Source organism: Paramesorhizobium salinisoli, assembly GCF_003335045.1.
GTDB classification, from domain to species: domain Bacteria; phylum Pseudomonadota; class Alphaproteobacteria; order Rhizobiales; family Rhizobiaceae; genus Paramesorhizobium; species Paramesorhizobium salinisoli.
Genome location: NZ_QOZG01000002.1, coordinates 476,685 through 494,166, shown reverse-complemented (window position 1 = coordinate 494,166; position 17,482 = coordinate 476,685). Strand labels below are relative to the sequence as shown.

The following is a 17,482-nucleotide window of genomic DNA, read 5'->3' as shown; positions in this document are numbered from 1 at the left end:
GGTGAGGTGTCATGGGCATCGTGAAGATCAGCGACGAACTGCATGAAGAGCTGCGCAAGGCCAGTGATGTCATGTGCAGGTCGATCAACGCGCAAGCCGAATATTGGATGAAGATCGGCATGCTGGCGCAGGCCAATCCGGAGATGTCTTTCAACGAGATCGTCCAGATGCAATTGCGCGCCGCCAATGTCGAGCTTCCGTTCATGCCGATACGGCCGTCATGATCAAGTCGACAGCGGATATGGAGAAAATGGCGGTGGCCGGCTCGCTTCTGGCTTCCGTCTTTGCGCGTCTGGATCAGACAGACCTTGCCGGCATGACGACGATGCAGGTCAATGATCTGGTCGAGGACCATATTACCCGCGAATTGCAGGCGCGGCCCGCCAGCAAGGGGCAATATGATTATCCCTATGTGCTGAACTGCTCGAAGAACAAAATCGTCTGCCATGGCATGCCTTCCAATGAAGACACCATCGTGGAAGGCGACATCATCAATTTCGATATCACGCTGGAGAAAGACGGCTTCATCGCCGATTCGAGCAAGACCTACACGGTCGGCAATGTCGCGCCCTTCGCTTCACGGCTGGTGCGTGTGACTTATGAAGCCCTGTGGAAAGGCATCGCCACTGTCCGGCCGGGCGCTTTTCTCGGCGATATCGGCCATGCCATCGAGCGCCACGCAAAGCGCCATGACTACAGCGTGGTCCGCGAATATTGCGGTCATGGCATCGGCAGGCAGATGCATGAGGAGCCGCAGATCCTGCATTTCGGCAAGCCGGGCACGGGCGTTCGTCTGCGCGAAGGCATGGTTTTCACCATCGAGCCGATGCTCAATCAGGGTTCAGCCAGGGTAAAGACCGAAAAAGACGGCTGGACGGTGGTGACCCGCGACGGAAAACTCTCCGCGCAATTCGAGCATACGGTGGCTATAACATCCGATGGCGTTCGCGTGCTGACCTTGCGGCCTGGCGAGGAGAAGATGCTGGCGGGGCTGAAGCGCGCGGCGTGATAGGATAAAACGCTGGCGGGAACAGCGCCCCATCTGGCTTGCCAGCCATCTCCTCCGCGAGGGGGAGATCACGCTTTCATCAGCGCCGGCATCAGTCACCGGTATTGCAGAATGCGCGGCGCAATCCGTATCAGCCAATCTCCCCCTCGTGGGGGGAGATGTCCGGCAGGACAGAGGGGGGCGCTGTCCTGCCGACGTTTATCACGATGGCACTACCGCCGGTCTCGCGCAGCCAGCGTGCGTAGGCGCAATGCGTTCAATTTGATGAAGCCGGCGGCGTCCTTCTGGTCGTAGGCGCCCTGGTCGTCCTCGAAAGTGACGAGCTTGTCGGAATAGAGCGACTTCGGCGATTCGCGGCCAATCACCATGACATTGCCCTTGTAGAGCTTCAGCGTCACTTCGCCCTCGACGCTCTCCTGGCTCCTGTCGATGGCCGCCTGCAGCATCTCGCGCTCCGGCGAGAACCAGAAGCCGTAATAGATGAGCTCGGCGTAGCGCGGCATCAGCTCGTCCTTCAGATGCGCCGCGCCGCGGTCCAGCGTGATCGATTCGATGGCGCGGTGGGCGGCGAGCAGGATGGTGCCGCCCGGCGTCTCGTAGACGCCGCGCGACTTCATGCCGACGAAGCGGTTCTCGACCAGATCGAGACGACCGATGCCATTGTCGCGGCCATAGTCATTGAGCTTGGCCAGAAGGTTCGCAGGCGAAAGCCGCTCGCCATTGATGGAAACCGCATCGCCCTTTTCAAAGCCGACCTTGATAATGGTCGCCTTGTCGGGCGCGGCCTCGGGCGAAATCGTGCGCATATGCACATATTCCGGCGCCTCCATTGCCGGGTCTTCCAGCACCTTGCCCTCGGAAGAGGAGTGCAACAGATTGGCGTCCACGGAGAACGGAGCCTCGCCCTTCTTGTCCTTGGCGACCGGGATCTGGTGCTTCTCGGCGAATTCGAGCAGATCGGTGCGGCTCTTGAAGTTCCAGTCGCGCCAGGGCGCGATGATCTTGATATCGGGGTTCAGCGCATAGGCGGAAAGCTCGAAGCGCACCTGGTCGTTGCCCTTGCCGGTCGCGCCATGGGCGATGGCATCCGCGCCGGTCTTCCTGGCGATCTCGATCAGATGCTTGGAGATCAGCGGACGGGCAATCGACGTGCCCAGCAGATAGACGCCTTCATAGACGGCATTGGCGCGGAACATCGGGAAGACGAAATCGCGCACGAATTCCTCGCGCACGTCCTCGACGAAGATTTCCTTGATGCCCAGCATCTCGGCCTTCTTGCGCGCCGGCTCCAGTTCCTCGCCTTGGCCTAGGTCGGCGGTGAAGGTGACGACTTCCGCACCTAATTCGGTCTGAAGCCATTTGAGGATGATCGAGGTGTCCAGGCCGCCCGAATAGGCGAGCACGACCTTCTTGACGTCTTTCCACTTGTTCATGTTCTTGTCCGGTGAATGGGCGATGGGTGATGTGACGGTCTTTTATCAGTTGGGTGCCCGCGCGCAAGCCGATAGCGTCAAAGGCACGAAACAGGCGCAGGAAACCGATGGCGAAAAGGCAAAAAGCGCGTTAGGTTCCACCGCTGATTACCGGAGCTCCACGATGTCCTTCATTCCTGATTGGCCTGTCCTCGTCCAGTTCGCCATCGCCACCTTCATCCTGTCGATCACGCCGGGGCCTGACATGACGCTTTTCGTCGGGCGGGCGCTTGCCCAGGGCCGCGCGGCGGGCCTTGCCTGCCTTGCCGGCGCCTGCACGGGAATCGCCATTCACACCTCGATGGTTGCCCTCGGCCTTTCCGCGCTGATCGTCGCGTCACCGCAGGCATTCTTCGCGCTCAAGATCGTCGGCGCCGGTTATCTCGTCTGGCTCGCCATCCAGGCGATCCGCAGCGGCTCCGCCTTCTCGCCGGAAAGACAAGGTGGCGGACAGCAGAGCCTGTTCAGGAACTGGGCGACCGGGCTCGGCATCAATTTGCTCAACCCGAAGATCATCCTGTTCTTCATGACCTTCCTGCCACAGTTCGTCTCGGCCAGCGACCCACATGCGCCGGGCAAGCTTTTCTTCCTTGGGCTTTCATTCATTCCGCTGTCGCTGCCCTTCGTCGTGCCGATGATCCTCGCAGCCGACAGGTTTGCCGGCCTCCTGAAGAAGAATCCGACCGTGACGCGTGCCGTCGACTGGCTGTTCGCCGGTGTCTTTTCGGCATTTGCGATGAAGATCTTGATGACCCAGACGAAGTAGATCAGGAGCGGCGTCGGCCGGCAAAACGGCCGGCGACCAGCCAATAGACAAAGCCGCCGATGACGCCCGCACCTGCCGCAGAGGCGACTAGTACTGGATCCTGCGCCTCGGGAATGCCGGCGTTGAAGCCATAGGCGGCAAGCACGACGGCAATGACCAGTCCAGCCAGGGCATAAAAAAGCCAATCACGTTTGGCGGCGAACTCGCCCCATGCAATAGCGGCGAGCGAAGGGAAGAAGGCGAAATAGCCGATCAGGATTCCCATGAAGGGCGAGGAGAACAAAAGGCTCGGAAAGAAGCCCTGACCGGGATCGTGCGGCAGGACGCCAAGTGTCGCCAGAATAAGCGCATTCAGGAAAAAGCCCGCTCCGAGAACTGCGAAGCAATAGCCCATCACAATCAGGGCAAAGCGGGCGATATAATAGAAAAAATCGCTCACTCTTCGCCGTGTCCAGCGATCATCATGGCTTCGAGCGCGAGGCGGTCCACCTTGCGCATACGCTCGGATTCCGATTTCAGCTGGCCGCAGGCGGCGAGGATATCGCGGCCGCGCGGCGTGCGGATCGGCGAGGCATAGCCGGCATTGTTGACATAATCGGCGAAACGCTCGATCTGCTCCCAGTCCGAGCACTGGTAATTCGTACCCGGCCATGGATTGAACGGGATCAGATTGATCTTGGCCGGAATGCCCCTGAGCAGGCGCACCAGTTCCTTGGCGTCGTCCAGGCTGTCGTTAACATCCTTCAGCATCACATATTCGAAGGTGATGCGCTTGGCGTTGGAGAGGCCTGGATAGGCGCGGCAGGCCTTGATCAGTTCCGCGAGCGGATATTTCTTGTTGATCGGCACCAGCATGTCGCGCAGATCGTCGCGCACCGCGTGCAGCGAGATGGCCAGCATGACGCCGATCTCCTCGCCGGTGCGGTAGATCTCCGGCACGACGCCCGAGGTGGAGAGTGTGATGCGGCGTTTCGAGAGCGAAAGCCCGTCGCCATCGGAAGCAATCAGCAGCGCCTTCTTCACTTCCTCGAAATTATAGAGCGGCTCGCCCATGCCCATCATGACGATATTCGTCACCTTGCGGCCTTCGGCGGGCACCATCATGCCGTCCGGCGTGTTCTTGTCGGGAAAATCGCCGAGACGGTCGCGCGCAGCCATCAACTGCCCCAGGATTTCCTCCGCCGTCAGATTGCGCACCAGCTTCTGTGTGCCGGTATGGCAGAAGGAGCATGTCAGCGTGCAGCCGACCTGGCTGGAAATGCACAGCGTTCCGCGCCCTTCCTCAGGGATATAGACGGTTTCGATCTCGACGGGGCGGCCTGCGCCACGCGCTGGAAACCGGAACAGCCATTTGCGCGTGCCGTCATTGGAAATCTGTTCATCGACGACTTCCGGACGCCCGATCGAGAAATGCTGGACCAGAAGCGCCCGCATGTCCTTGGAGATGTTGAGCATGTCGGCGAAATCCGACACGCCGCGCACATAGAGCCAATGCCATAGCTGCGCGACGCGCATCTTGACCTGCCGCTCCGCCACGCCGATGCCGGCCAAAGCTTCGCCCATCTCGGCGCGCGTCAAGCCGATCAGCGATGGCTTCGGCGCGAGGCTGGCGCGGGCGGCTTGGCCAAGCGCGTCACGCGCCGCAGGGATGGTCAGGTCAAACGAAATGGACATCGGTCTCAAACTTCAGGAATTTCGGGATATCACGGGCTTGCCCGTTCATTGCGCTATCCAAAGCAGCATCTCAAGCACCGGGCTCATATCATGGAAAGACGCTTTCGTCATCCCGCATATGGCGTGGGCGGGACAGCCATGCAAGACATGCCCTTGGAGCGGTTCCGCTTTTGACGATATCGCTGGATGTTTGAGTCGTTCCGCACCGCCGAGGCGGTGCCACGGGCGCTACGGTAGAATGTTCTCACTTCCGCCTGCAGAGAAAAGGCCTTACGCCAGGGCAACAAAAAAGGCCGGAACTGCGTCCGGCCTTTCCTGCTTCAGCCAAAAAGGCTCATTTGCACTTCTGAATAGCCGCCAACGCAGCCGAGATGCCCTTGAGCGAATAGGTATAGCCGGTGTTGGTGCCACGCTTGGAGACGGCCTTCACGCTCATATCGGAACCGCCGCGCATGGCCGCGATCAATTGCGGCTCCTCGGCGGCATTCTCCATCCAGCCCGACTTGCCGTTGGTAAACATGGTGAAGTTGCGATTGCCGATCGTCACCGTCACCTTGGAATTGGCCTGCAACTCGTAACCCGCCATGAACTGCGGTTCGAATGAGACATTCTGCCCGGGCTTCTGGCTCACCAGAAAGAAATTGTCGCCATGATCGACGCTGGCCGGCGTCTTCTGCGTCGGCACAGACAGGACGTAGCAAACCTTGCCATTGCCCGACTGATAGCTGTACGCGCCCCACGCGTTGAACTGGCTGATCTGGCTCGGAGTCTGCGCGAGTGCTGCACCCGCCGTCCCCATCATGAACACAGAAGCCGCGACGATCGATTTTCCAAGCATGTTTCCTACCGGTTCTCTTTCGTTTGCTTCAATTCGGGCCCGAAACCCAAGCCCAAACCCCGGGGTAGCCGTCGCTTCCGCGCCGCACCCGCTCAATTCCCCTTAATTTGACTTAATCTGGGTTACCAAACGGTGAAGTTTTGCGGAAAGCGCCGTGCTTTTCTCGATGAAAAAACCCCAGCCTTGGAGCGTTGCCCTTGGGAACGACTTCATCCAAAAGAAAACGGCGAGAATGTGATGTCTGGAACGGCCGTCAGCAACCGTCAATCTGATTCTTCGAGCGCCTTGCGGGCTGCTTCGCGATGCGCGGGCGTGATATGCGAGCGGATGGAGGCAAGTGCGGTCATCAAAACCGCCATATCGTCCGTGAAGCCGAATCCCAGAAGAAAGTCCGGGATAAAATCGAAAGGCAGCACGAAATAGGCAAGCGCGGCCAGAAGCGTGCCACGCACCCGGAACGGCGTCTGGGGATCGAGTGCGCAATAATAGGCCGCAACCACCTCGTCCATGAAGGGTATGAAGCGGCCCGCCTTGCGAGCTGTCTTCCAGAAACCGGCGCGCACTCGCTCAGCCCGCTTTCGCTGCTGTTCTGCAGTACCGGGTTCGAGAATTTCGCCTATTTTAACATCGTCCATCATTGTCATCTCCGGGTGGAAACATGGGATGTGCGGGCTTCGGGCGCAAGAGCGGCCGCAAAATGGCGGTCGCCGCTCCCTTCCCGCCGGTTGCGTGCCATGATCTTTTGCGGCAAAGACCTGCTCCCGCTCCTGTTCCCGAAAGTGTTGCTGTCATCATGTCCGAGACGCGTCCCTCATCGGTACTCTTCATCTGCCTCGGCAATATCTGCCGTTCGCCCTTGGCCGAGGGCGTCATGACGGAGATCCTCAGGGAGAACGGCCGCGATAACGGCATCGTGATCGATTCGGCCGGGACCAATGGCTATCACACGGGCGAACCGCCCGACCGGCGATCGATTGCGGTCGCGGCGAAGTACGGCATTGATATTTCGGCCCAGCGCTGCCGCCAGTTGGTGGCGGCAGACTTCACCAAATTCGACCTGATCCTCGGCATGGATCGCCGCAATCTCGACGCGATCACACAGCGCAGGCCCAGTGACAGCAAGGCTCGCATCGGCATGTTCTCGTTGATCTCGCTCGGCAGGGAAATCGAAATCCCGGACCCTTATTATGGCGGCCCAGAGGATTTCGAGCACGTCTACCGAATGATCCTCGCGGCCTCAAAAGCATTTGCCGAGAGGTTCTGACGGCTGTGCCGCGCGTGAAGCGGCCAGGCTTCCTCGACGATATAGGGCCCGCCGCCAACCGAATCCCTTGACGACATCAGCACGAAACGTCCGACACGAAATGGCACCGTGGCGAAATTGCCGCGTGAGGAGAGATAGTGGGCCACATCCTCGGCGCGGATATTCCGAAGCCTCGCCAGCGTCACGTGCGGCGTGAACTTGCGGGGATCGGCAGGCAAACCCAGCCGCTGGCATATGCGCTCGATCTCCGCCTGAAGTGCGAAGAGGTCGGGGGACGGCGAGACGCCGGCAAAGATGCTGTGCGGCTTTTTCGAGCCGAAAGCGCCAACGCCGGAAAGGTTCAGCATGAATTCCGGACGGCTGACACGGTCGAGCGAATTGGCGATCTCATCGGCCACATGGCCTTCGATATCACCGAAAAAGCGAAGCGTGATGTGGTAGTTCTCGACATCAATCCAGCGCGCGCCGATAAGTCCGCCTCGTAAAAGCGAGAGCGAAAGCGCGGCGTCGCGCGGAATTTCGAGGGCAGTGAAAAGACGCGGCATGGGCACCTCCTCCTCGAATCGTTCTACCCCTCTAGCGAATCATCGAACGGGGCCGAGAGCAAGCTGTTTGTTCCCCTGCATCTGAACAGGGTGAACAGAATACGCTATGTCGGCTCCTTGCCGATCTGTTGCAAAACCGCTTCGACGGTCGGCAGTATGCCTTCGACCATGCGCGCCACGCCATCGGGATTGGGGTGCATGCCGTCTTCCAGAAGCAGGGCCTTCTGCGCCGTGACGCCGTCGAGGAAGAACGGATAAAGCACCACGCCATATTTCTTCGCGAGCCGGGGATAGATGGCGTTGAACCGGTCGCCAAAATCTTTCCCCATGTTCGGAGGAGCCAGCATGCCAGCCAGAATGACGGTGATGCCGCGCTGCTTCAGCCGCGCAAGCATGTCATCCAGGTTTTTCTCCGTGATATCGGGTGAAACGCCGCGCAGTGCATCGTTCGCGCCGAGTTCCAGAATGACGATCTGGGTTCCGTCGGGTACCGACCAGTCGAGCCGCGCCAGCCCGCCGGCTGTCGTATCGCCGGAAACGCCGGCATTCTCGAACGCGACATTGTACCCCGCCTTCTTCAGCGCCTGCTCGAGCCGGGCGGGAAAGGCATCCTGAGGCGGGAGCTGATATCCGGCCATGAGACTGTCGCCGAAGCCGACGATACGCACCGGCGCTCCGTCCGTATTGATCTGGTCGGCCTGCGCCATCGGCGCGACAATAAGACCCAGGATGAAAACAAATGATGCAGCCAGTTTGAATCTCATAGTCGGCAACCCATATCAGAAAATCCTGTGCTCAGGAAACGCATGCAATATCCGCATGATCCCATAACATATAGGAAGCATTGCCCGTGACAGAACCCGTGATCGCTCTCGATAACGTACATCTGACCCTCGGGAGCGGTGCTTCGACGGTTCACGTCCTCAAGGGCATGTCGCTCGAAATCGAGCCGGGGCAATCGGTCGGAATTGTCGGCCCCTCCGGTTCGGGCAAATCGACGCTGCTCATGGTGCTCGCGGGCCTGGAGCGCATCGACAGCGGCACGGTTTCGGTCGCAGGCGCCAAACTCGATACGATGAGCGAGGACCAGGCCGCGGCCTTTAGGGGCCGCAATATAGGCATCGTCTTCCAGTCCTTCCACCTCATTCCGAACATGACGGCGCTTGAAAACGCTGCGATTCCGCTCGAACTCGCCGGCAATCCCGATGCTTTCGAGATCGCCGCGCGGGAATTGAAGGCTGTCGGGCTCGAACACCGCATGACGCATTATCCAGGGGAATTGTCCGGCGGCGAGCAGCAGCGCGTGGCGATCGCCCGCGCGCTGGCGCCTTCGCCGAAAATCCTCATAGCCGACGAGCCTACTGGAAATCTCGACACCGCCACGGGCAAGCAGATTGCCGATCTCCTGTTCCAGACGCAGCGCGAATACGGCCTGACGCTGGTGCTCGTCACCCATGACACAGCGCTGGCCGCGCGCTGCGAGCGCGAGATCCGCGTGCGCTCGGGCCGCATCGAATCAGACGGCACAAGTCGGCCGGAAGCCGCGCGCATTGCCGCGGTCCATTCATGAGCGGCGCGGCTTCGTTGCGTCTCGCCCTGCGCTTCGCCTTGCGCGAAATGCGCGGCGGGCTTTCCGGCTTTTACATCTTCCTCGCCTGCATTGCGCTTGGCGTCGCGGCCATCGGCGGCGTGAACTCGGTGGCGCAGTCGATCGGCGAGGGCATCGCCACGCAGGGGCAATCGATCCTCGGCGGCGACATGCGTTTCGAATTGAACCAGCGCGAGGCATCTCCAGAAGAACACACCTTCCTTGCGGCCCAGGGACGGTTGGCGGAAAGCGCGTCGATGCGTTCGATGGCCCGCCTTACCGACGGCTCCGATCAGTCGCTGGTCGAGGTGAAGGCCGTCGATGGCGCCTATCCGCTATTCGGTGAGCTGAAGGTCGAGCCTGTGATGTCGCATGATGCGCTGTTCGGCGAAAAGAACGGCGCCTATGGCGCCGCCGTGCCCGAGATATTTCTCGACCGGCTCAATCTCAAGCTCGGCGACCGGGTGGCTCTCGGGCAGGCGACATTCGAGCTCCGCAGCATCATCCTCAGCGAACCCGACATGCTATCCGACGGCTTCGGCTTCGCGCCGCGTTTCATGGTCTCGCTCGACGGCCTCAAGGCATCGGGCCTGATCCAGCCGGGGAGCCTGGTGGAGCATGTCTATAAGCTCGCTTTGCCTGCGGGCACAACCGAGGCCCGCATCAGGGGCATCCAGGTGGAGGCGGAACAGAAATTCCCGGAAGCAGGGTGGAGTATCCGCACACGCGGCAATGCAGCCCCCGCCCTTGCGGCCAATATCGAGCGTTTTTCGCAGTTCCTGACGCTTGTCGGCCTGACGGCCCTGATCGTCGGCGGGGTTGGCGTTGCCAATGCCGTGCGCGCCTATCTCGATGGCAAGCGCGGCGTCATCGCCACGTTCAAGTCGCTCGGCGCACCTGCCAATTTCGTGCTCATGGTCTATCTCGCACAGATCCTGATTATCGCTCTGCTCGGCATCGCCATTGGGCTGGTCCTGGCCGTCGCGGCGCCTTACGCGGCGGCGGCGGCACTTGCCTCCTTCCTGCCGATAGCCAGTGCCGGCGGCATCTTTCCTGGCGCGCTGGCGATGGCTGCCATCTTCGGCGTGGTGACGACGCTTGCCTTTGCCATTCTGCCGCTCGGCCGCGCCCGCGACATTCCCGCCACCGCACTTTTCCGCGAGCAGGGCTTCGACCAGCGCGGATGGCCCCGCGCCATCTATACGGCCATTGCCGCAGGGCTGATCCTGCTGCTTGCCGCCCTTGCCGTCTATACCGCCTTCGACCGGCGGCTCGCCACGATCTTCATCGTATCAACGGCTTGCGCCTTCCTGATTCTGCGGGCTGTGGCCACGGGTGTGCAGTGGCTGGCTCGGCGCTCCCCCCGGGTGCGCTCGCCGGCGCTCCGGCTCGCCATCGGCAATATCCATCGCCCCGGCGCACTGACGTCCTCCGTCATCCTGTCGCTCGGCCTGGGATTGACGCTCCTGGTAGCGCTCTCCCTCATCGACGGCAATCTGCGCCAGCAGATCGCACAAAGCATCCCGGCACGCGCGCCGAATTTCTTCTTTGTCGATATCCAGAGCACGGAGGTCGATCATTTCAAGCAGGTTCTCCAGGAGGCGGCTCCCGGTGGCAAGATCGTCAGCGCGCCGATGCTGCGCGGCCGCATCGTGCAGTTCAACGGCACCGATATCTCCAAGCTCACCATCCCGCCGCAGGGCGCATGGGTGCTGCGCGGCGACCGGGGCATCACCTATGCGCAGAACCTGCCTGAGAACTCGACACTCAGCGAAGGGCAATGGTGGCCTAAGGATTATTCCGGCGAGCCGCTCGTATCCTTCTCCGCGCAGGAAGCGCAGGAACTCGGCCTGAAGCTGGGCGACACCGTGACGGTCAATGTGCTCGGCCGCAATGTCACGGCGAAGATCGCCAGCTTCCGGCAGGTTCAGTGGGAATCCTTGGCCATCAATTTTGTCATGGTCTTTTCGCCGAATACCTTCGCCGGAGCGCCGCATGCATGGCTGGCGACGCTGACCGAGTCCGACGCCACGCCCGAGCGGGACGCACAGATATTGCGAAAGGTGACGCAGGCTTTCCCCGCTGTCACCTCCGTTCGCGTCAAGGACGCCATCGATGTCGCCAATGGTCTGGTCAGCCAGCTAGCAACCGCCATCCGGGCGGCCGCGGCTGTTGCTCTCGCCGCTTCGGTGCTGGTGCTGGGTGGGGCGCTTGCCGCGGGAAACCGGGCGCGCATCCATGATGCGGTGGTCCTGAAGACGCTGGGCGCCACGCGGCGCACCCTGATCAAGGCATTCACCCTGGAATATATGATGCTGGGGCTCGCCACGGCGCTGTTCGCGCTCCTGGCCGGCGGTGTTGCCGGCTGGTACGTGGTGGCGCGCGTCATGCGGCTGCAGGCCCACTTTCTGCCCGATGTGGCGATCTCCACAATAGCCGTCGCCCTGGTGCTGACCGTCGGTTTCGGCCTTGCCGGAACATGGCGCGTGCTCGGTCACAAGGCGGCGCCCGTCCTGCGTAATCTATGACGAAGATGTAACAATCCGGACCGTCAATGGTTAACCCATTGCGTATAAAGGGAAAAGCTGGAATATTTGAAGTATGCGCCAATACGGTTTTTCGTGACGGGTACTTGTGTAAAGACCAATGAATCCCCATAATCTTGCGTAGGCATGCTGGGGTCCCGCCAGCGGCGCCTGGGGAGTGCCCCCGACACCGGACGGGACAACGCAAGAGGAAACAAATGGTTGACTATCGAAATATGCAAGCCCGAAGCCCGGCTGGCGTCAACGTAGGCACAGGCGTCGACCAGGGCCTTCGCAGCTATATGCTGGGTGTCTACAACATGATGGCCATCGGTCTCGCCGTAACCGGCATCGCGGCTCTTGGCACATCGGTTCTCGCCCAGTCGAACCCGGCATTCGCCCAGCTTCTTTACCAAAGCCCACTTCGCTGGGTGATCATGCTGGCTCCGCTCGCTGCCGTGTTCTTCCTGAGCTTTCGCATCCAGAGCTTGAGTGTCGCGGCTGCGCAGGCGATTTTCTGGGCGTACGCGGCTCTCGTCGGTCTGTCGCTGTCGTCGATCTTCCTGGTCTTCACGGGCCAGAGCATCGTGCGCACATTCTTCGTGACCGCCGCCTCGTTCGGCGCGCTGTCGCTCTACGGCTACACGACCAAGCGCGATCTGTCGGCAATGGGCTCGTTCCTGTTCATGGGCCTGATCGGCCTGATCATCGCCTCTGTCGTCAATATGTTCCTTGGCTCGACTGCGCTGCAGTTCGCCATCTCGGTCATCGGCGTGCTGATCTTCGCCGGACTGACAGCGTTCGATACGCAGCAGATCAAGGAAATGTATTACGAAGGCGATGAGTCCGATACGGCTGGCCGAAAGGTCGTCATGGGCGCGCTGCGGCTCTATCTCGACTTCATCAACATGTTCATGTTCCTGCTGCAGTTCCTGGGCAACCGGAATTAAGCATCGACATCGGACAGAAAAAAGGGCAGCGGAAACGCTGCCCTTTTTGTTTGCGCGCATTCAGGAATTCAGGCCTGAACCAGCCGCAGGCTCTTGTCGAATACGCGCAGCACGCGTTCCAGTTCATGGCCGCGTTTGAGGATGAGCCCGCTCGTCGCGATAACGGAATAGGCGCCCTGCCGCTGGGCCAGCTTCGGGTTCTTCTCGATGCGGAACAGGGGGACTTCGCTGGTCCGGCGAAAAATCGAGAAGACGGCGCGGTCGCTCAAATGGTCGATGGCGTAGTCCCGCCATTCTCCCGATGAAACCATTCGGCCGTAGATGCGCAGGATCTTGTTGAGTTCATGCCTGTCGAATGTCACGGACGAGTTTTGGCGGCGCGTTCTCGCCGCATCCATCGAGAGAGCTGAAGCTTCGACTTCGGATGAACCTTTATTTCCGCCGCTTCCGCCGTCCATCATGTCCTCTTTGTCAAAGCGTCCGGACCGACCATCCGATTAACGGCGATAGTCACCCTCAAGAAGCCGCGTGACAGTTCGATGACTTCAAGGTGAAGCCTTGGCCTCCGCATTTCAAGTCCCTAACGGGAACGACTGGTTAAAAAACCGTTCAGCAACGTGGTGAATCCCTTCTCACGAATCACTACATCTTGTTTCCATTGGTGACGCTCTGCCACATTTTCGCCTTTTCCAATTCGCATTCCAGCCTGATTATGCCAGCAAGATTCATATGTTGCCTGAGACGGTTCGGTCTGGACAGCCTAACCCCAAGCCCCCCGCCCAATGGGCTGCCTGGGCCGAACCAGCAGGGCGTCCTGCCCTGTCGCAAAATGGATGTTGGAAACCACTCAGCTTTCCGCATCCGGAATGGCAGCAGCTAAACCACTCCAGGCTGGCAAGTTCCGGCCTGTTTTTTTGTCCCGACTCATCTCAGGTGGTTTTAGGCTAGCTGCGAACGCTCATTCCGCGGCCGGAACATCGCTCGGCCTGAGCATCGACGCGCCCAGGATAGGTCCGAGGCGAGTGCCGTCGCTCACTTCCTGCAAAAAGACTGCACAGCCCGAGGCATTCTTTTTCGCAAGCTCCGAGGCAGGGATTTCCACGCGGAGTGGTTTGCCGTCCCACATGCCAATCGTCTCCATATCGCGGACGGCATTGCGGTAGACGATGGAACGCCCGCGGTTCTCGCCCTTGCCGATCGGAACGAACGCCTTGTCGTCGAAATAGGCGACGATAAGATGCACGGGCGCCGAGGGCTTCTTGCCCGCACCGGCCTCGATGACGATGCGCTCACCGTTCGCCCTGGTGATGGTAACGGGCACGCTGAGCCCGCCCGGGCCGCCCGCCATTCGGGTGAGACCGGATTTTATCCCTGCTGCATCATTGCCGTTGATCTGTACCCGGCCGTTGAGGATCACCTGTGGGGTATAGATCATGCTGCCTTTCATCGCGTTGCGATAGGCCGTCTGGCGCGCCGTATTCTGCGGCGAAGCCAGCGTGTCGCGCCAGCCGAGATAATCCCAGTAATCGACGTGGAAGGCCAGCGCGACGATATCCGACCGCTTGGCAAGATCGCTCAACACCGCATCCGCTGGCGGGCAGGAAACGCACCCCTGACTTGTGAAAAGCTCGACGACGCCGCGGCTGACGATCGGCCCATGCTTGGCGTGCGCCTCGTGGATCTCCTGCGCATCGGCAGGGGTGAACTGCGCCAACAGGACGAAGAGGCTGGCGAACAGCGGAAGATTCCATTTCCGTAGGTACGAGGCCCGCATATGCACGGTCCGGATATGCGACACTCGCTCGAAAGCGGCCCGCAGGCATCTGCTTGCGATCGGTTCGAACCCTGCTGCTCTTCCGGCTCTCGCTGTCATCTGGTGCCTTATCAGGCGCTTCCCTGCCATTATTGTCGTTGACATCTACTTTTAGAAAGCCGGCCCATCAATAGGAAGTCACGTTGCGGTGAGGCTTACGCCGATAACCTCAGTAGAAGAACGAAAAAAGCCGCCGGATCGTTCCGGCGGCTTGTTTTCAGCAACAATGGATATTTGTTATCCGCGTGGTCTCATCCGAAAAGTCTGCAACTCTCCGGGATCATGTTCTGTCAGGCTGCCAGATCGCGCAGGACGTACTGCAGGATGCCGCCATTCTTCATGTAATCGAGCTCATCGAGCGTATCGATGCGGCACCATATCGGCACCTCCTTCACCGTGCCGTCGCCATAGGTCACCTTGGCAACCGTCTTCTGGCGCGGCTTGATGTCGTTGAGCCCGTCGATCTCCACCATCTCATCGCCCTTCAGACCCAGCGACTGCCAGCTCACGCCTTCGTCGAGGACAAAGGGGATGACGCCCATGCCGACCAGGTTCGAACGGTGAATGCGCTCGAAGGATTGGGCGATCACCGCGCGGACGCCCAGCAGGTTGGTGCCCTTGGCCGCCCAGTCGCGTGAGGAACCATTGCCATATTCGATGCCGGCGAAGATCACCAGCGGCACGCCCTCGGCACGATATTCCATGGCGGCGTCGTAGATCGACATCTCCTCCTTGGAGGGATAGTGGATCGTGTAGCCGCCCTCGCGTCCGTTCTCGCCCAGCATCCAGTTGCGGATGCGGATATTGGCGAAAGTGCCGCGCATCATCACTTCATGATTGCCGCGCCGCGTGCCGTACTGGTTGAAATCGGCAACGCCGACGCCATGCTCCATGAGATAGCTGCCGGCCGGCGAAGCTGCCTTGATGGAGCCGGCCGGTGAGATGTGGTCCGTGGTGATCTTGTCGCCGAAGAGCCCGAGGACCCGCGCGCCCTTGATGTCCTCGATCTTGCCGGGAACCTTGCCCATGCCGACGAAATAGGGCGGGTTCTGCACATAGGTCGAGTTGTCGTCCCACGTATAGGTCTGGCCCGCGGGAATCTGCACCGCCTGCCAGTTTTCGTCGCCCTTGAAGACGTCGGCATATTTTTCCGCGAAGAGCTTGCGGGTGACGTTCTTGGCGATGAATTCCTGGATCTCATGCGAAGATGGCCAGATGTCCTTCAGGAACACCGGATTGCCGTTCTGGTCCTCGCCGAGCGGCTCCTTGGTCAGATCCTTCGTCACCGTACCGGCAAGCGCGTGGGCGACGACCAGCGGCGGTGATGCGAGGTAGTTGGCCTGCACATCCGGCGAGACGCGGCCCTCGAAGTTGCGGTTGCCGGAGAGAACGGCGGCCGCGATCAGGCCCTTGTCATTGATGGACTTGGAGACCGGAGCGGGCAGGGGGCCGGAATTGCCGATGCAGGTTGTGCAGCCGAAGCCGACCAGGTTGAAGCCGAGTGCGTCCAGATCCTTCTGTAGTCCGGCGCTTTCGAGATAGGCGGCGACGACCTGGGAACCGGGCGCAAGCGAGGTCTTCACCCAGGGCTTGGTCTTCAATCCCTTCGCGACGGCGTTGCGGGCGAGAAGACCGGCTGCGATCAGCACGCTTGGGTTCGACGTGTTGGTGCAGGAGGTGATGGCGGCGATGACGACGTCGCCATGGCCGAGATCGAAATCCTCGCCTTCAACCGCGTAGCGGGTCGTCTGGCCGGTGGTCTTCTTGTATTCGGTCTCCAGCGACTTGGCGAACCCCGTGCCGATCTCTTCGAGCGGAATGCGGCCCTCCGGACGCTTCGGACCAGCCATGGAAGGCACGACTTCGCCCATGTCGAGTTCGAGAATATCGGTGAAGACAGGATCGAAGGAATTGCCGTCGCGCCACATGCCCTGCGCCTGGGTATAGGCTTTGACAAGCGCGATGCGCTCTTCGTCACGGCCCGACATGTGCATATAGTTCAGCGTCTCCTCATCGACGGGGAAGAAGCCGCAGGTCGCGCCATATTCCGGCGCCATATTGCCGATGGTGGCGCGGTCGGCCAGCGTCATATTGCCAAGGCCGGAGCCGAAGAATTCGACGAACTTGCCGACGACGCCCTTCTTGCGCAGCATCTGCGTGACGGTGAGCACGAGATCGGTCGCGGTGACGCCTTCCCTTAGCTTGCCCGTCAGGCGGAAGCCGATGACCTCGGGCAGCAGCATCGAAACGGGCTGCCCGAGCATCGCGGCTTCCGCCTCAATGCCGCCGACGCCCCAGCCCAGAACGCCAAGGCCATTGACCATGGTGGTGTGGGAATCGGTACCGACGCAGGTATCGGGATAGGCTGTCGTGACGCCGTCCTCGTCCTTGGTCCAGACGGTCTGCGCCAGATATTCCAGATTGACCTGATGGCAGATGCCCGTGCCGGGCGGCACGACGCGGAAATTGCGGAACGCCTGCTGGCCCCATTTCAGGAAGCGGTAGCGTTCGCCATTGCGCTGATATTCGAGATCCACATTGCGCTTGAAGGCCTGCGCATTGCCGAACTCATCGACGATGACCGAATGGTCGATGACGAGATCGACGGGAACGAGCGGGTTGATCTTCTCGGGATCGCCACCGAGCGACACCATGGCGTCACGCATGGCGGCGAGATCGACGACGGCGGGAACGCCGGTGAAATCCTGCATCAGCACGCGCGCCGGGCGATAAGCGATCTCCGCGCCAGCCTTGCCGCGGTCGGAAAGCCATTTGGCAATGCTCTCGATGTCGGCCTTCTTGACGGAGCGGTCGTCCTCGAAGCGGAGCAGGTTCTCCAGGAGAACCTTCATCGAAAATGGAAGCCGGGAAATGCCCTCCAGACCGTTCTTCTCGGCCTCGGTCAGGCTGTAATAGACATATTCCTTGTCCCCCACGGTGAGGGTCTTACGGCATTTGAAGCTGTCGATATGAGACACGAACGTTCGTCCTTATGCTACTGGCCGGAAAACCAGGACGAACGCCTAGGCTGCGTTTCA

The 17,482-nt window shown here is 60.6% G+C and carries 17 protein-coding genes; 7 read left to right on the top strand and 10 right to left on the bottom strand.

Going from position 1 to position 17,482, the window contains the following annotated elements; genetic code table 11:
• The first annotated feature begins 11 nt into the window (after window positions 1-11).
• Window positions 12-224, top strand: coding sequence for a ParD-like family protein (locus DUT91_RS05910; protein WP_114439423.1), 213 nt, complete (start codon window positions 12-14; stop codon window positions 222-224).
• Window positions 221-1,009, top strand: a complete 789-nt coding sequence (gene map / locus DUT91_RS05905) for a type I methionyl aminopeptidase (RefSeq protein WP_114439422.1) — start codon at window positions 221-223, stop codon at window positions 1,007-1,009. The genes DUT91_RS05910 and map overlap by 4 nt, the downstream gene beginning before the upstream one ends.
• 212 nt (window positions 1,010-1,221) lie before the next feature.
• On the opposite strand, the gene DUT91_RS05900 is transcribed toward map, so the two are convergent.
• Window positions 1,222-2,442, bottom strand: coding sequence for an argininosuccinate synthase (locus DUT91_RS05900; protein WP_114439421.1), 1,221 nt, complete (start codon window positions 2,440-2,442; stop codon window positions 1,222-1,224).
• A gap of 163 nt (window positions 2,443-2,605) precedes the next feature.
• Here DUT91_RS05900 and DUT91_RS05895 point away from each other — a divergent pair, with 163 nt between their 5' ends.
• Window positions 2,606-3,247: a LysE family translocator gene (locus tag DUT91_RS05895; RefSeq protein WP_114439668.1), complete on the top strand. Its 642-nt coding sequence runs from the start codon at window positions 2,606-2,608 to the stop codon at window positions 3,245-3,247.
• 1 nt (window position 3,248) lies between these two features.
• Here the strand turns inward: DUT91_RS05895 and DUT91_RS05890 are convergent, their stop codons facing one another.
• From DUT91_RS05890 to DUT91_RS05875, 4 genes are all read right to left on the bottom strand, one after another.
• Window positions 3,249-3,686 carry a hypothetical protein gene (locus DUT91_RS05890; RefSeq protein WP_114439420.1) on the bottom strand — a complete coding sequence of 146 codons (438 nt, stop codon included), beginning with the start codon at window positions 3,684-3,686 and terminating at the stop codon, window positions 3,249-3,251.
• On the bottom strand, window positions 3,683-4,921 hold the full coding sequence (gene rlmN / locus DUT91_RS05885) for a dual-specificity RNA methyltransferase RlmN (protein ID WP_114439419.1): 1,239 nt from the start codon (window positions 4,919-4,921) through the stop codon (window positions 3,683-3,685). The genes DUT91_RS05890 and rlmN overlap by 4 nt, the downstream gene beginning before the upstream one ends.
• Before the next feature lie 334 nt (window positions 4,922-5,255).
• On the bottom strand, window positions 5,256-5,759 hold the full coding sequence (locus tag DUT91_RS05880; RefSeq protein ID WP_114439418.1) for an invasion associated locus B family protein: 504 nt from the start codon (window positions 5,757-5,759) through the stop codon (window positions 5,256-5,258).
• A gap of 263 nt (window positions 5,760-6,022) precedes the next feature.
• Window positions 6,023-6,394 (bottom strand): YkvA family protein, encoded by a 372-nt coding sequence (locus tag DUT91_RS05875; protein ID WP_114439667.1) that lies wholly within the window; start codon window positions 6,392-6,394, stop codon window positions 6,023-6,025.
• A gap of 158 nt (window positions 6,395-6,552) precedes the next feature.
• Here DUT91_RS05875 and DUT91_RS05870 point away from each other — a divergent pair, with 158 nt between their 5' ends.
• A complete protein-coding gene (locus tag DUT91_RS05870) occupies window positions 6,553-7,023 on the top strand; it encodes a low molecular weight protein-tyrosine-phosphatase (RefSeq protein WP_114439666.1) in 471 nt (156 codons plus the stop codon).
• On the opposite strand, the gene thpR is transcribed toward DUT91_RS05870, so the two are convergent.
• A complete protein-coding gene (gene thpR, locus DUT91_RS05865) occupies window positions 6,975-7,568 on the bottom strand; it encodes an RNA 2',3'-cyclic phosphodiesterase (protein WP_114439417.1) in 594 nt (197 codons plus the stop codon). The two genes, DUT91_RS05870 and thpR, sit on opposite strands and share 49 nt — an antisense overlap.
• Before the next feature lie 104 nt (window positions 7,569-7,672).
• Window positions 7,673-8,332 (bottom strand): arylesterase, encoded by a 660-nt coding sequence (locus DUT91_RS05860; RefSeq protein ID WP_114439416.1) that lies wholly within the window; start codon window positions 8,330-8,332, stop codon window positions 7,673-7,675.
• A gap of 86 nt (window positions 8,333-8,418) precedes the next feature.
• Here DUT91_RS05860 and DUT91_RS05855 point away from each other — a divergent pair, with 86 nt between their 5' ends.
• The 3 genes from DUT91_RS05855 to DUT91_RS05845 all read left to right on the top strand — a co-directional run bounded on the left by DUT91_RS05855 (window position 8,419) and on the right by DUT91_RS05845 (window position 12,631).
• Entirely contained in the window at window positions 8,419-9,138 is a 720-nt protein-coding gene (locus tag DUT91_RS05855; RefSeq protein ID WP_114439415.1) for an ABC transporter ATP-binding protein, read from the top strand.
• On the top strand, window positions 9,135-11,684 hold the full coding sequence (locus DUT91_RS05850; protein ID WP_114439414.1) for an ABC transporter permease: 2,550 nt from the start codon (window positions 9,135-9,137) through the stop codon (window positions 11,682-11,684). Before DUT91_RS05855 ends, DUT91_RS05850 begins: the two co-directional genes overlap by 4 nt.
• 215 nt (window positions 11,685-11,899) lie before the next feature.
• The gene (locus DUT91_RS05845; RefSeq protein WP_114439413.1) at window positions 11,900-12,631 is read left to right on the top strand and encodes a Bax inhibitor-1/YccA family protein; all 732 of its coding nucleotides are present in this window, start codon (window positions 11,900-11,902) and stop codon (window positions 12,629-12,631) included.
• A gap of 68 nt (window positions 12,632-12,699) precedes the next feature.
• Here the strand turns inward: DUT91_RS05845 and DUT91_RS05840 are convergent, their stop codons facing one another.
• From DUT91_RS05840 to acnA, 3 genes are all read right to left on the bottom strand, one after another.
• On the bottom strand, window positions 12,700-13,029 hold the full coding sequence (locus tag DUT91_RS05840; protein WP_425373756.1) for a DUF2794 domain-containing protein: 330 nt from the start codon (window positions 13,027-13,029) through the stop codon (window positions 12,700-12,702).
• A gap of 560 nt (window positions 13,030-13,589) precedes the next feature.
• On the bottom strand, window positions 13,590-14,405 hold the full coding sequence (locus tag DUT91_RS05835; RefSeq protein WP_114439664.1) for a DUF1223 domain-containing protein: 816 nt from the start codon (window positions 14,403-14,405) through the stop codon (window positions 13,590-13,592).
• Between the two features lie 329 nt (window positions 14,406-14,734).
• Window positions 14,735-17,422: an aconitate hydratase AcnA gene (gene acnA, locus DUT91_RS05830; protein ID WP_114439412.1), complete on the bottom strand. Its 2,688-nt coding sequence runs from the start codon at window positions 17,420-17,422 to the stop codon at window positions 14,735-14,737.
• Between the last annotated feature and the right edge of the window lie 60 nt (window positions 17,423-17,482).